Annotated in this window: 14 protein-coding genes and 2 pseudogenes; 5 read left to right on the forward strand and 11 right to left on the reverse strand. The window is 62.9% G+C overall.

What is annotated here, in order from left to right; translation table 11 throughout:
• Positions 1-80 precede the first annotated feature (80 nt).
• The 9 genes and pseudogenes from EA462_RS17900 to EA462_RS12005 all read right to left on the reverse strand — a co-directional run bounded on the left by EA462_RS17900 (position 81) and on the right by EA462_RS12005 (position 8,712).
• Complete coding sequence (locus EA462_RS17900) at positions 81-479, reverse strand: DALR anticodon-binding domain-containing protein (protein ID WP_394341822.1); 399 nt, start codon at positions 477-479, stop codon at positions 81-83.
• Positions 464-1,910: pseudogene (argS, locus tag EA462_RS11970) on the reverse strand (arginine--tRNA ligase); the annotation flags it as partial. The pseudogene argS and the gene EA462_RS17900, both read right to left, overlap by 16 nt.
• Positions 1,911-1,950: 40 nt before the next feature.
• Positions 1,951-2,823 carry a DUF7344 domain-containing protein gene (locus EA462_RS11975; protein ID WP_124178805.1) on the reverse strand — a complete coding sequence of 291 codons (873 nt, stop codon included), beginning with the start codon at positions 2,821-2,823 and terminating at the stop codon, positions 1,951-1,953.
• 204 nt (positions 2,824-3,027) lie between these two features.
• The gene (locus tag EA462_RS11980; protein ID WP_124178806.1) at positions 3,028-3,564 is read right to left on the reverse strand and encodes an NUDIX domain-containing protein; all 537 of its coding nucleotides are present in this window, start codon (positions 3,562-3,564) and stop codon (positions 3,028-3,030) included.
• Between the two features lie 64 nt (positions 3,565-3,628).
• On the reverse strand, positions 3,629-5,395 hold the full coding sequence (locus EA462_RS11985; protein WP_124178807.1) for a glycoside hydrolase family 3 protein: 1,767 nt from the start codon (positions 5,393-5,395) through the stop codon (positions 3,629-3,631).
• Between the two features lie 289 nt (positions 5,396-5,684).
• Positions 5,685-5,972, reverse strand: a pseudogene (locus EA462_RS11990) (pyridoxal-phosphate dependent enzyme); the annotation flags it as partial.
• 89 nt (positions 5,973-6,061) lie between these two features.
• Positions 6,062-7,018 (reverse strand): succinylglutamate desuccinylase/aspartoacylase family protein, encoded by a 957-nt coding sequence (locus EA462_RS11995; RefSeq protein ID WP_124178808.1) that lies wholly within the window; start codon positions 7,016-7,018, stop codon positions 6,062-6,064.
• Between the two features lie 263 nt (positions 7,019-7,281).
• Entirely contained in the window at positions 7,282-8,373 is a 1,092-nt protein-coding gene (ygfZ, locus tag EA462_RS12000; protein WP_124178809.1) for a CAF17-like 4Fe-4S cluster assembly/insertion protein YgfZ, read from the reverse strand.
• Positions 8,374-8,412: 39 nt separating this feature from the next.
• On the reverse strand, positions 8,413-8,712 hold the full coding sequence (locus EA462_RS12005; protein WP_124178810.1) for a DUF6432 family protein: 300 nt from the start codon (positions 8,710-8,712) through the stop codon (positions 8,413-8,415).
• A gap of 138 nt (positions 8,713-8,850) precedes the next feature.
• Here EA462_RS12005 and EA462_RS12010 point away from each other — a divergent pair, with 138 nt between their 5' ends.
• Positions 8,851-9,870 (forward strand): DUF7093 family protein, encoded by a 1,020-nt coding sequence (locus EA462_RS12010; protein WP_124178811.1) that lies wholly within the window; start codon positions 8,851-8,853, stop codon positions 9,868-9,870.
• Between the two features lie 18 nt (positions 9,871-9,888).
• Here the strand turns inward: EA462_RS12010 and EA462_RS12015 are convergent, their stop codons facing one another.
• Entirely contained in the window at positions 9,889-10,275 is a 387-nt protein-coding gene (locus EA462_RS12015; protein WP_124178812.1) for a hypothetical protein, read from the reverse strand.
• A gap of 180 nt (positions 10,276-10,455) precedes the next feature.
• On the opposite strand from EA462_RS12015, the gene EA462_RS12020 reads away from it, so the two are divergent.
• From EA462_RS12020 to EA462_RS12030, 3 genes are all read left to right on the forward strand, one after another.
• A complete protein-coding gene (locus EA462_RS12020) occupies positions 10,456-10,839 on the forward strand; it encodes a DUF5611 family protein (RefSeq protein ID WP_124178813.1) in 384 nt (127 codons plus the stop codon).
• A gap of 158 nt (positions 10,840-10,997) precedes the next feature.
• Complete coding sequence (locus EA462_RS12025; protein ID WP_124178814.1) at positions 10,998-11,507, forward strand: hypothetical protein; 510 nt, start codon at positions 10,998-11,000, stop codon at positions 11,505-11,507.
• A gap of 56 nt (positions 11,508-11,563) precedes the next feature.
• Positions 11,564-11,752 carry a hypothetical protein gene (locus EA462_RS12030; protein WP_124178815.1) on the forward strand — a complete coding sequence of 63 codons (189 nt, stop codon included), beginning with the start codon at positions 11,564-11,566 and terminating at the stop codon, positions 11,750-11,752.
• Positions 11,753-11,764: 12 nt separating this feature from the next.
• Here EA462_RS12030 and EA462_RS12035 read toward each other — a convergent pair whose 3' ends face one another.
• Positions 11,765-13,306 (reverse strand): heme-binding protein, encoded by a 1,542-nt coding sequence (locus tag EA462_RS12035; protein ID WP_124178816.1) that lies wholly within the window; start codon positions 13,304-13,306, stop codon positions 11,765-11,767.
• Between the two features lie 132 nt (positions 13,307-13,438).
• Here EA462_RS12035 and EA462_RS12040 point away from each other — a divergent pair, with 132 nt between their 5' ends.
• Complete coding sequence (locus EA462_RS12040; protein WP_124178817.1) at positions 13,439-13,975, forward strand: PadR family transcriptional regulator; 537 nt, start codon at positions 13,439-13,441, stop codon at positions 13,973-13,975.
• Positions 13,976-14,028 lie beyond the last annotated feature (53 nt).

The raw sequence follows: 14,028 nt of genomic DNA on the forward strand, positions 1-14,028 counted from the left end.
ACCGTCGGCGGTTGCGCAGGCACAATATAAGCAAGACGTCTGTGGGACTGGTGTAGACCGCTCGAGGAACTCGTCCGCCGTTACATCGACCGCGGTGCAGCGACGCCGAGGATCGACAGCGCGTTCGAAACCGTGTGTCTCGAGGCGGCGACGAGCGCGAGTCGCGCCTCACGCTGTTCGGGATCGACGTCGTCTGCGAGCACCGGGCACTCGCGATAGAAGGCGTTGAATCGATCCGCAAACTCCCGCGTGTAGGTCGCGACGCGGTGGGGCTCCAGATCGTCGGCGGCCTCGTCGACGACCGCAGGGAACCGTGCGATCGTCTCGAGGAGGTCTCGCTCGGCGTCGGTCTCGAGGAGGTCTGCGTCGACGTCGCGTTCGATCTCCACGGTAGCGGTGTCGGTCTCGACGGCCTCGGCTGGGGGACGGGCGTCGTCCGTCTCGTCGCGAGTTTGAAGCGCTCCACCCTCTTCGAGGATCCCACAGCAGCGCGCGTGGACGTACTGGACGTACGGCGCGGACTGCGCTTCGAAATCGAGCGCCTGGTCCCACTCGAACGTGATCGATTTCGTCGGCTGCTTCGAGACGATGTCGTAGCGAACCGCCCCGATCCCGACCTGATGGGCGATGCGTTCGACGTCCTCGTCGTCCAGATCGTCGTCGCGGATGCGGTCGTCCATCCGGTCCTCGACTTCCTCTCGAGCCCGGTCGATCGCCTCGTCGAGCAGGTCGTCGAGGTCGACGCCGGTCCCCCGTCGGGTCGACATCTTCCCTTCCGGGAGGTTGACGTACGAATAGAGCACCTGCCGTAGCTCGTCCGTATCGGTACCCAGTAACTCGAGGGTCGTTCGAAGTTGTCTGGCCTGGAGCTTGTGGTCCTCTCCGAGGACCGTCACTGCACGGTCGTAGTTGTCGAACTTCCACTCGTGGTGTGCCAGATCCCGGGTCGCGTACAGCGAGGTATCGTCGGAGCGAAGGAAGACGAAATTCTTCTCGATCCCCTGCTCGGAGAGATCGAGCTGCCAGGCTTCTTCCTCGTAGACGGCTTCGTCGAGCGCTTTGAGCCGGGAGACGAGCTCGTCGGTCGACCCGTCGCGCATGAACCGCGTCTCCTTGACGAACTCGTCGAACTCGGCTGGGAGCCGCTCGAGACAGGCCGTCATTCCCGAGAGGACCTGATCGACGACCTCGCTCACCCGCTCGTAGGTCGTTTCCTCGCCCGCCTCGAGTCCCCGCATGATCGACTCGATCTCGGCTTCTGCAGCCTCGACTTCTGACTCCGGGGCGTTCTCGAGAAACGCGTTTCCGTGGCGGTAGTACCGGACGAGATCGTACTCGATGCGGTCGCGTTCGGGGTCGTCGTCCAGATCCGACTCGTCGAACGTCTCGTACGCCCAGGTGAAGACGGCCATCTGACGACCGGCGTCGTTGACGTAGTAGTGACGCGAGACGTCGTATCCGGCGTACTCGAGCAGGTTCGAAACGGCGTCACCGATAATCGGGTTCCGGGCACGGCCGACGTGAACCGGTCCCGTCGGGTTCGCGCTCGTGTGTTCGACGACGACCGACTCACCGCGGTCCTCGAGAGCGCCGTAGCGCTCGTCCGTGGCGGCTCCGAGAGTCTCTGCGAAGTAGGCGTCGCTCGGGAGGAAGTTGAGATACGGTCCCTGACTCCGTACCTCGGAGACGTATTCGAGATCGTCAACGTCGAGTTCGTCCGCGAGCTGTCCGGCGACCTGTGGCGGGGGCGCGCCGGCCTCGCCGGCGAGTCGGAACGCCACGCTCGAGGCGAGAACGCTCTCTACGTCTTCCGGCGGTTCTTCGATTCCGAGATCGTCGGTGGGAAACTCGAGCGCCGAGAGCGCCCCGCCGAGGGCCTTCTCGACTTCCGTGCGCAGGGAGAGGAACATACCAGCCCGTATTCAGGGGGCAACTAAAGGAATGTCGGGTTCACGTTTCGAACGGGAGATCACCGAGAAACGCATCGCTTTGATAGTCGAGGTGATCCAGTCGTGGTCCCAGGAGTTCCCGGACGAGGACGACCAGCGGATTCCGGCGTCCCTCTCCGACCATTCCGATCTCGGTTTTCCCGTCGTCGACCGAAGCTTTTCGGTCATCGGCATCGGGCTCGTCCCAGAGCCCGACGAGAACGCGTTTGCGATCGGAGACGATGAGTCGGCTGATCGTCGGGTACACGGATGGATCGGAGCACCAGTCCAGCTGTGGTTCCCAGACGGTCGCGTCCGGAAGCCGCTCTTGAAAGAACTGTCGCGCGCCGGACCCCTGGACGCCGGCGTGAAATTCGACGCCACGCTGAATCGCGTTTTTCGCCTGCGGGAGACAGTCTCCGTCGAGCAATTCGTCGGAAGTGTATATCAAAAACAGCTCGTCATCGGATCTGTCGGCTAGCGTTCGTCCGTACTCGTACAGCGCTTCCCGGCCCTCGAGCATCCCCACGGTACGTTCGTCGGCTTCGTCGGGAGCGTTGATTCGAGCGAGCAGTTCGTCGATCGACTCGAATTCCGCCCAGACGCCTTCACTCCCGACATCGGATTCGACGCTCACGACGTTTCTCCTCGCGTCGTAGTCGATTATCCCGATCTCGTCGAGTTTCGGAAGCACCCCGTGATGAAGCGAGAGCTGCCTTTCATCGAGTCGACGGTCGTACTCCCTCGAGTCGACGACGCCGGACTCCCGGGAAACGAGTCGCTCAGCGATCTCCATCGTCGTAAGCCGACGATCGGCGTCGACCAGCACGTCCAGCACGGCTCGGTTCGTCGGATCAGCGACTATCGCTGCGAGATCCTTGCTATGCCAATTCATACCAATAGATTGGTGGTCCAACGGAATAAGTCTGATTCTAGGCGACGGTTCCACCGGAACAACGCAGTTGCGACTCGAGACGAGGGGGCGACCCGAACGTCGCGGCTCCACGCACCGCACCGGCAGGAACGCCCGCCGGACTGGCAGGGTCACACCGCACCGGTGAGAGTGTCGTGCGATCCCCGTCGGAGATTCACCGACAGTTCATTCGGATCGGTCGGCAACGGTCCGGAACCGGTCTTCGTGAATCGGTCGGAAGATCTCGTCGGCCGTATCGAACTCGGCCGGCGTCCAGAACCGTGCTGCGCTCGCGTCGCTTCCAGCCGCCGGTTCGCCCTCGGTGTGCGCTCGATCGACGACGTAGTGGATCATCGTGACGTGTTTGCCGTTCTGTGGCGGCAACGCCGTCGCATCGAGAATCTCGAGCGCGTCGGGATCGACCGACACGCCGGTCTCCTCTTCGAGTTCACGGGCGGCCGTCGTTTCGGGGTTCTCGTCGATCTCCATGTGTCCGCCCGGAAGCGTCCACTCGCCGATGCCTGGCGGGACGCCCCGTTCGACGCAGAGGACGGCTGGCTCGGCCCTGGATCGATCGACGACCGCCACGCCAGCGCAGGGGACCGGGTTATGCCAGATTACGGCTCCACAGGGAGAACACCGTTTTCGCTCCCGAGATTCGAACGTGATCGTCTCGAGGGGGCTTCCACAGCGGGGGCAGTACTGCGGTGGTCGGCTGACCATCTACCCGACCTTTCGGACCGATGGTCCAAAAGGTATCGAAGCGAGTTTCGCAGTGTCTGTGACCTCAGTAGCTTTCGCCGTGGCCGATCGGATACTGGTCTCCGATCGCGACGGGGAGCTGGCCACCGGGCTGGGCACCGAAGAGGACCGAGACTGCGGCGCTAAGCGCCGTCGGGTTCTCACTCTGCCAGCGTTCGATCGCATACGATGCGACCGCCGCATCGACCGCGTCGGGATACTCCCCGATGTCGTAGGGCAGCCCCGTCGACAGCCCGACGACCGGAGTGTTCGCGTTCGCGATCGACTCGAGTACGCCGAGCTGTCCGTCCGGAATCGCGGCTTGTGAGTACGTCTGGACGATCGCGGTGTCCGCACCGGCTGCCAGTGCACCGGCGTTTTCCGCCTCGGTCGGCGTTGGATCGTGTGAACTTGCCGAGAACTGGAGCGTAGTCGCGTCTGTTTCGGCCTCGACGGCATCGCGGATCGTTCCGAGATCTTCGACACCGGCAACGAGGACCGTCTCGTTCGCGGACGGATCGAGCGGCAACAGGTTGCCGTCGTTGTGTATCAGCGTGATTCCGTCCTGTGCGAGATCGGCCGCGGTATCGCGGTGGTTCGGATGGCCGACCGTCTCGATTGCCGTCTCCGGATTGACGGTGTACTGATCCATGGTGCCGTACTCGAGTTTCGTCTCGAGGATCCGGGCGACTGATTCGTTGATGCGCTCTTCGCTGAGTTCGTCATCGGCGTACGCCTGGTGTAATGCGTTGTACGTGTCGAGCTGATCCTGCCAGGTGCCCGTCGCCATGATGACGTCGGCACCGGCCTCGACGGCCAGGCGGGTCCCGTCGCTGGTACCCCACTCGTCTTCGATCGCGTCCATCGACATCGCGTCGGTGACGATGAGTCCGTCGAAGCCCATCTCCTCGCGAAGCAGACCGGTGAGAACGTCTTTCGAGAGCGTCGCGGGCCGTTCGTCGTCGATCGCCTCGACGATGACGTGCGCCGTCATGATCGCGTCCGTTCCCGCGTCGATCGCCGCCTGGAACGGCGGAAGGTGGACGTCGTGAAGCGTCTGCTCGTCGTAGGTGACGATTGGCAGATCGTAGTGGGAGTCGTGGTCCGTGTCGCCGTGGCCGGGGAAGTGTTTCGGCGTCGCGATGACGTCGTTGTCCTGGTAGGCCTCGACCATCGCCTCGGTGAACTCGGAGACGGTCTCCGTCTCTCCACCGAACGAACGGACGCCGATAACCGGGTTCGACGGGTTCGTGTTGACGTCCGCACCGGGATCGAAGTTCCATGTGAACCCCATCGACCGGATCTCCTCTGCGGTGACTTCTGCGGACGTGACGGCGTTAGCCGTCGATCCCGACGCTGCCAGTCCCATCTTGCGGGGGTGTGTCGTCCCGCCGATGTCGATGTTGTGAGCCGAGCCGTACTCGAAGTCCGCACAGACAAGCAGCGGAATCTCCGGATCCGTATCCATCGCCCACTCCTGGAGTTTGTTGTTGTACGTCGCTGCGTACGCCGGTGAAGTCTGGTTGTAGACGATGACCGACCCGACGTTTAGGTTCTGAATCGCCGTCTTGGTTTCACCGGGCGGCATCTCGTGTGGACCGGTGATCCCTCGAGTCGTTACCATGACCATCTGGCCGATCTTTTCCTCGATGGACAGATCGTCGAGATAGCCCGCAACCACGGCGTTTGGGGGACTGACCGCCGAGGAGTCTCCCCCGGCTGCGACGCCGGTCATCGACGCGGCGAGTCCGGTTGCACCGACGCCTTCGATGAACCGCCTTCGACTCGTCGTCCGATTTCTACCGAAGTTCATTCAGTCATCACCATTGGTTTGATACACGCCACGTATACAATATATATATATAATAATAAAGTTTAGGAAATATACTACTTTAGATAGTTCGAGAGCGACGGAGAAAAGCGGAGCTTTCGAGAGCGACGGAGTCCCCGGGCCGAGACAAGGGCCGTCGAACGGCCGATTCAAAGAGTTTTCAGCCCGCTGCCGGCAGCGGGACGACGACGTCTGCGTCCGGTTGGAGCGTTCCGTCGTTGCGATAGCGTCCGAGTGCGGCCGGCGCGACGGCGCTCGTCGGCTCGACGTGAATCGTCATCGGCTTGGATCGGGAGACGTCCGCCGGAACGAAGATATCAGCTTCGAGTCCCGCACGCGCCGCGTACGTGGCGATCGCAGCTCCGGCGTTGCCCGAGGAGTCCTCGAGGACGCGTTCGACGCCGAGTTCGACGGCTCGAGAGAGCATCGTGGTCGCCCCGCGATTCTTGAACGATCCCGTCGGGAAGACGTACTCGAGGGGATGGCCACAGCGACAGCGCCAGGGTTCGTCTGGGCCGGCTGGATAAGTCGTCTCACACGCCGGCAGCAGAGGTCTGATGCCATCTCATACGGTCTACTGTAAGTCGTTACCGGAGCGACCGCAGGACGGCTCGCGGTCGCTCCGGTAAAAAGTCACAGCGAACCGTATCAGTAGGAGTCGACGTCGGTACCGACGGAGCAGACGTACTCGCCGGTTGCGACCTGGGGCAACCGGCGGATCCGCCAGAGAACCCCGCGACTGTCGGCGGTGACCGTCGCTTTCGGCTCACCGAACGGCGTCGTCACCTCGAAGATCGTCTGCCCCGCCGAGACTTGCTCGCCGAGATCCGCCTTCATCGTCACGAGCCCGCCGCTCGGTGCGCCGTACTGCTCGAACCCGTTTGCACGGGTCTGGCGGGAGCGGTCGACGGTTCCCTCGAGAAAGCCGTAGTAGTTGAGAACGTTGAAGACACCCTCGACGCCCGCTCGAATACTCTCTTCGTCCCAGCCGACGCAGCCGCCGAGTTCGGGATCGACCGTCGGAACGCCCTCGTTGGGGGCTGCGCGAGCGAGCTGGCCGTCGGGCCCCTTCTGATCGAGGACGTATCCGCAGCCGAAGGTCTTTGCAAGTTCGAGACACTCGTCGTAGAGCCGGTGGCGTTTCCCACAGCGGACCCGAACCTCGTCGACCATTCGGCTGGTCGACCCCTGGTGTAAATCGAGGACGAGATCGGCTCGAGTCGCGGCGTCGAACGTCGCGGCCGCGATCCGCTCGCTCGAGGTCCCGGTTTCGTTGCCGGGATAGGTACGGTTCATCTTGGTATCGTCGATCGGATTTCGGTGTTCTGCGACCTGAAACGCGTGATAGTTGACGATCCCGACGATCAGAATCTCACCGGAGAGCTCCGCGGGATCGAGTCTCGGTACGACACGCTGAATAACGCCAACGCCGTTCAACTCGTCGCCGTCGCTCGCCGCCTGCATGTACAGGGTCTTCCCCGACTGTGCGCCGTTGATGACGGCGACGGGGAGGCCAAATGGGCTCCCATCTCGGGTCTCACCGACCTCGAGCCGGCCCGTATCGATCTCGCCGGGCCCCGCTCTCGCCGTTCCGAGCGTCGTCATGTCACGGACGACGAACCGGTTCGTCTTTATACTGTCCTTTGCGTTCGGTTGAATCAACTCCGCGCCGATTCGAGTCCTGATCGGAACCGAACGTGTCGAACGCGAAGAACAGATCCTCGAGTCGCCGTCCAACGAACGGGAAACGGGATCCCGTCGGTCGGAGCAGCGCTGGTTGATGCCCCATACGGTCTGCTGTAAGTCAGTACCGGCGCACCCTGAAACCGGTCTCCGGATACGCCGGTAAACAGTTACAGCAGACCGTATCACTCGTACATGGGAAGTCGACCTGATCGGTCCGACCCCTCCACGAACGGAAGCGGCGTCACCGTCGCCGGTCGCTCCGAGCCGCCGACGCGAACCGTCACCGCCTCGCTCTCGAGGCCGTAGTCGACGACCGCGAGCGCGATCACGTCTCCGAGCATCTCGCTCGCACCCGCACGGGTGACGTCGCCCACGCTCGAGTCGCCGTCGAAGACGGCCGCACCCGCGTCCGGAACCGGATCCCCCGCGAGCGTCAGCCCCACGAGCCGACCGCTCGGCCGACCGCGGTTTTCGACGCGGGAGACGACCTCCTGGCCGACGTAACAGCCCTTCTCGAAGTCGAGGGCGTTTCGTAGGCCGAGAACGTTTGGGATCCGTCCCTCGAGTTCGGTCTCGAACAGCGGCGAACCCGCCTCGAGCGAGAGGCTCTCCCAGGCCCGGTATCCGAAGGGGGCGGCGTTCATGCCCTGGTTCAACAGGACGTCGTAGACGGCTTCGGCGTCGGTCGCTGCACAGATCACCTCGTACCCCTCCTCCCCGGTGAGCGCGTCCGTTCGGAGAACCGAGACGCCCGACTCGCCCATCGTTCCCCGGACGAACGAGAGTCGCTGATCCGGCGTGGCCGCTCCATTGAGGACGCTCGCGACCTTCTCGGTCGCCTTCGGACCGTGGAGTCCGAAGATCGCGTACTCGTCGGTCGCGACCGTGATCTCGACGTCCTGGATGAACACCTTCTCGGACCAGTCGGCGGCGAGCGGTTCGGCCGTCTCCGGCGGAACGAACAGCAGCAGGCGCTCGCCCGCGTTGTAGATTGTGAGTTCGACCTCGATCCTGCCCTGGGGGTCGAGGACGAGCGCGTAACAGCCCGCGCCGTCCTCGTCGGGAACCCGGTTGGAGACGACGTTGTCGACGTACTCGAGGCGGTCGGCTCCTTCGACGACGACCACGCCGTAGGCGGCTTCGATCAGACCGACGCCGTTTCGAACCGCACGGTGGGTCCGCTCCGGTCGTCCGAAGTGTTCGACGATCGTCCGACCGCCCCGCTCACCGAACGTCGCTCCGTGGTCGGCATGGAGGGACTCGATAACACTCATGGATGGAACCAGGGGACTGGCCGTCTCAGGCGTTTCGGTTCAGAATGGAAACCGCTCTCGCAGCCAGTCGCTGATCGACGACTCCTCGTCGAGATCCGTCGGATCGCTCGGAACCACTCGCTCGTCGGGCTTGATCCTCGTTCGGTCGCCCTCGGACTCGACGACGATCAGTCCGTCCGACTTCAGCGTCGCCAGTGCGTCCTCGAGATCGTCGATCTCCGCTTCGACGGCCGCACGGAGTTCGAAGACGGTCATCCCGTCGCCGGCCCGGTCGACGAGCGCATCGAGTACCGCAACCTCCGTCTCGCTCCGATCTCGGTACTCTCGCTTAGCTCTCATCCGTCTCAGTATTCGTCGACCCGGGATTTGACGTTTGCCGTTCCGGGAGTCCGCGTTCGCCTCGAAGAGGGACGTTGTCTGACGAGCGGCCGACGGCAGCGGTACGTTTTTTATGCCCTGGATCGGTACGGTGGGACAATGGTCCTGCGATGTTCGTTGCTCGGGCACGACTACGGCGAGTCCGAAGTCGACCGCGAGCGCGAAGAACGGGGCAGCGAAGTCGTCGTTACCGTCCAGGAGTACGAGGAGTGTCTCCGCTGTGGCGAGCGAAACGTCATCAGCGAAAACACCGAGGTGACGAGCATCGTCACGGACTCGACCGGCGACTCACGACCTCACGATCCTGATCTCGACGTCGACTCCGAACCGCCGGTAGAACAGACTCACGACCGAACGCGCGGAGACGGGGACGCCGCAACCGGACCACCCGAAGCTGACGCAGAAATCGTCGACGAGTCTGCGGCGGGTGTCGAGTCCCCTCCTTCCGAGAAGGGTTCACCGCCTCCTGGCGAGTCGAGCACCACCGAGCATCCCGAAACCGAAGACGGCGAGCCGATCACCGACGACGGGGAGATTCTCGAGGACGACGAAAGCGACGTCGGCGACGACCGCGACCACGGCGAGTGGCCCGACTCGGACGACGTCGGTCCGCCCGTCGACACGTCGAAGTCGTCGGCCGCCTGGCCGGACAGTGAGACCGAGCCAGCGACGGACACCGAACCGGGCGAGGACGCCGATTCGGTCGAGAACGCCGGTTCGACAGAGCAACGCCACCACGACCAGTCGGACGAAGGCGACGAACCGATCGAGGACGACGAACCGATCGAGGACGACGGGATCGTTCTCGAGCACGACGATACCGCTCACGAGCCGTCGACCGGCACCGAGACGGTCGCGACGGAGGCCGAAATACTCGATGCCGGTGACGGGAACGACGCCGACGATCCCGCCGCCGACGTCGAGGCCGGATCGGGTATCCAGCGGGCCGAGTCGGTTCCGACGCCGGGACGTTCCTCGAGAAACCGCTCCGACGACCGAACGGAGTTTTACTGCCCGCGCTGTGACTTCGTCGAGGGGAACAACCACGGATCGCTTCGCGCTGGCGATATCTGTCCCAGTTGTCGGAAAGGCTATCTGGGTGAGCGTCCGAAACAGTAGCCCCGGGATCGAACCAGTTCACCCGTCCGACCGTAGTTCTCGATGGTGCGGAAATGTCCTGATGGTGCGTCCGTTGTACACGATGACGCTTCCTCGGAACTCCGGGTTGCTCGTGTTTTTGTCATCTTTGAGTGAGCCGTGGCAGCTCCCGAGGGCGTCGACGGCGAGGTTTCTCGCGGATTGGACGAGACTGGATTGGAGATCGGTTTTCTCGCGGACTTCGGTGTACGTGGCTTGGTGGAGTTCGTTTTTGGCTTTGACGAGGTGGTATAGGTCGTCGCTCCACCCGTGGTCTGCAACGTATTGGGCGGCTTGGCGGAACTCCTCGAAGGTGTGGTCAACATCCGAGTGTCGTGACTCGGGGATGTTGAGTTCGACTCGAATGTTCCTGACCACCTCTGCCATACTTCATCAGATAGATAGGTGTATTTAATGGCGGGTGTTTGGGAGCGTGGGGGAGTTGGCCGTGTTGTAGTACGTGGATTTCCTCCCAAGTGTCGGCTTCCTCCCCGAGGTCAAGCCTCGGGGTATCCGCCTCGACCGCTGATGAAAAGAGGTAAACACCCCGCCGTGTATCTCCAATCCATGAAGGAGTACAAGATGCGTCGCGGTGAATATCTCGAGGAGCGAATCCCGGACATGGAGTCGACGGTCGAGGACTACTTCGGCACCATCACGGAGACCCAGGAGTACAAGGGATCCGATCTTCACGTGGTCGGAGAGCCGGCAAATCCCGTCTTCGAGAAGATCGTCGTCGGTGCCGTCGAATACTCCGGCAAAAAGGACAAACTCGGCGTGGAGTTCTACGAACGGGATCCCACCGAACTCGGTCCCGACGAACTCGAGGCCGCTGGTGAGGCAGTCGACGCGAAAAACGATTTCCTGCTCGAGGCGACCGGACGGGACGCCAAGTCGCGACGCGACTCGATGAAGCGCACCGTCGAAGACGACCCCGACCACGACCTATAACGGCGATTTTCTACCATCAGATCATCCGGAATCGACCTGTTCAGCGCTCGCTATCGCCACGACGCCTCGATCGCGACGAGCAGGAGGAGACGAGGCGATCTCCCGACTATCAATACGTTGGGAAAATTATTCCTTTGCGGCTCGTCGACTGGTGAGGTATGTTCCAGACAGACGGGAGAACGCGGCTCCCTCGAGCGATCGTACGTTCCGGGTCGGAAAGCGTCGACGAACGGTTGTACAAACTGATCGCGCTGGCGACCGTCTTCGGGATCGGACACCACGTCGATCATCTCATCAGGGGCAATCACGTCGGCTGGCCGGTGATCCCCGAAGTCACGCCCTTTACTTACACTCTCGCGATCTATCCGCTTCTCGCAATCGGGCTCTATCTGACGCTGACGGAGCGAGCCGGGGCAGGGTACTGGGTCGTCTTGCTAGGGGCGATTTTCGTCGTCGTCACCCTCTCTCATTTCGGCCCGTGGGCGACCGAACCACCCCAGGACGTGATCGGTCCGTACGACCACGTAGCCGTCGGATACGTCGCACTCGCGTGGTTACTCGGCCTCGTCGGAACGTTGTTGGCGGCGACCGTCTACGCGGGACACCGGTGGCGATCCGCGCGCAAGTCTACGTCGGTCGAGCGGTCGCCGCCACGACCCGAGTCGTGACCTGACGTGCTGTCGGTTCGAAACGGCTATGGGGCTCAGGGCGAATCCCTCGAGCGATGGATCTCGCTTCGTTCTTGCTCGCGACGGCGGTCGCTCACGTCGGCTTTGCGATCTTCGTGGCCGTTCACGCCGCACTTTCCGATCGTGACGCCGAAAACTGGCCCTACATCACGCTCGTTCTCGGATTAGCGGGCGTCGCCGCCTACTTCTTTTACGACGAGACGGACAGATCGGGACCGCTCTAAGAGCCGGCGCGATCAGGCGAGGAACACGTGTCGCGGTCGATCCGCGAGGACGTCTCGACCGAACTCGACGGTTTCGGAGAAAGCATCGCTTCGGAAAAAGGCCATCGCGTCCTCGCGGCCGTCCCAACGGCTCGCGATGAACATGTCGTTTTCGTCCTCGCGGTTGACCAGCAGGTCGGTCTTTCGGTGACCGTCCATGTCATCGAGCAGCCCGGCGACGTCGCCGAAGGTACCGACGAAGTCACCCCTGCGTTCGGCTTTGACGGTGTAGAACATGCCCATCGTACCCCAGGAATCGCCGTCGTCGTCGCCCGCCTGCCTGACGATCTCCGGCAGATCCGCGAGAAAGCCGGCCGCCGTATCCGCGGCCCGTTCGGTCTCCCAGAGACTGACGATCGCCGTCTCGGCGTTCTCACTCGCTGATTCGCCGTCCGCTCCCCCGTCGTCTCGATCGGTGGATTCCGGCTCGTACACCGCCGTCTTGACGTGGGAGTCGTAGTGATCGAAGTTCGTCCGCAATCCGTCCACCTCTTCGAAGAGATGGTCGGAATCGGCCGCCGAGTAGAGGACGACCGCGTGGACGTCCTCGCCGTGCGGTTGGCCCGCGTAGACGCCGATCTCGTCGAGTTCGCTTCGGACGTCCTCGTCACCGTGGTGGTCACCGTGAGACCCATCGCCGCCGTGTGCGCCGGATTCCCCGTGTGCAGGGTCACTCGAGCCACCGCTTCCGTGGGGGTGGCTACCGCCGTGTGTATCCGCACTCGTCTCCTGTGGAATCGTTTCGCCGGCGAGGAAGGCACCGAGGTTCTCGGGCGGGAATCGACGAGCCGAGAGGAACCGGCCGAACTCGGCGAACCGAGAACTCGAGGGGTCGAAGCGCATCTCGTAGAGCAGTTCCTTGACGTCGGTCGGATCGTCAGCGAACAGCGTCACGCCCCACTCGAAATCGTCGAGTCCGATGCTACCCGAGATGATCTGCGTGACTCGACCTGCGTACTCCCGGCCGATATCGCCGTGACTCGAGAGGTGTTCCGCGCGTTCGTCGAAGGGGAGGTCGTACCAGTTGTGATCCGGGCCGCGTCGCTTGCTCATCGGGTAGAAGCTGACGAACTCCGCCTCGGGAATCTCGGGCTCGAGACGGGACTCAATGTATCGCTTCATCCCCGTATCTTCGACCTCGCTGTCCTCGTCGAAGAACTCCTGGGACATGTAGCCCGAGACCTCGGTCACGGAGAGGTACGAGTCCGTTCGCTCGGTGAACGCCGCTAGTTCGGTGTGTTCGAATCGGCGCTCGAGCCCGTCGAGATCTGCCAGGGTCGGGCGGAGGTGTAAGACCAGTAGATCGGCCTCGTGTCCGAGCACCGAGAACGTCGCGGAGTCGCCCGCATCGGCGTCCTCGAGTCGTTCGGCCGCGGCCAGGAACTCGATCCCTTCGTCGATCGCTCTCGACCGGCGATGGTCGGGCGCGTTTCGCCAGGCGTCCCAGTCTATCGACCGGAAATCGTGGAGCACGTACCAGCCCTCTTCGGTCTGTGGTGGTGTCCGACGGGTCATACTCTCCGATTGGCGTGGCGTCGCAAAGAAGGACAGGGTTTCGTTCCGACCGGACGAGACGGTACCACGCTCGGGAGCGATCGGTTAGCCGACCGAAACCCTTTACGTACGTCCGTTTAAATCACGTGTCGTATGCGGAAAAGTGGGCCGCCAAAGGGACTCATCGCGTATCTCGTCTTCGAGCTACTCGAGGAGAAACCGCGCTACGGCTACGAAATCTTAAAAGAGATCGAGGAGATCAGCGGCGGCCACTGGGAACCCTCGTACGGATCGGTCTATCCGATCCTGTACAAGTTCGAAGAGAAGGGATGGGCGAAACGGATCGAGCGCGAGGACGAACCCGATCGCAAGTACTTCGAGGTGACCGACGCCGGACTCGAGGAACTCAGCGACCGTCGCGAGAAGGGGTCTGAGAAGGCCGAGGACTTCGCGGACGTGATCCTCGGTTTCTTTCACGTCTACGCCGCGTTTGCGACCGACGACCGTTTCCAGATCCCCGAACTCGAGGGCGAGTGGCGTTTCGACGAGGCGTTCAGCGAGTGGATCGTCGAGCAGCTGGCTCGCCACCACGAACACTACTTCGAGACCGCGTTCGAGCGCGTCGAAGCGACGCCCGAGGAGTTCTCCCGGCGCCACGGAATCGATGAAAACGACGATCAGGCCACGTGAACCGGTTCACGACGATCGCAGATCGAGGCCCCGCTTGTCTGGGCCGTCATGAG

The organism is Natrarchaeobius halalkaliphilus (genome assembly GCF_003841485.1).
Taxonomy (GTDB): Archaea; Halobacteriota; Halobacteria; order Halobacteriales; family Natrialbaceae; genus Natrarchaeobius; species Natrarchaeobius halalkaliphilus.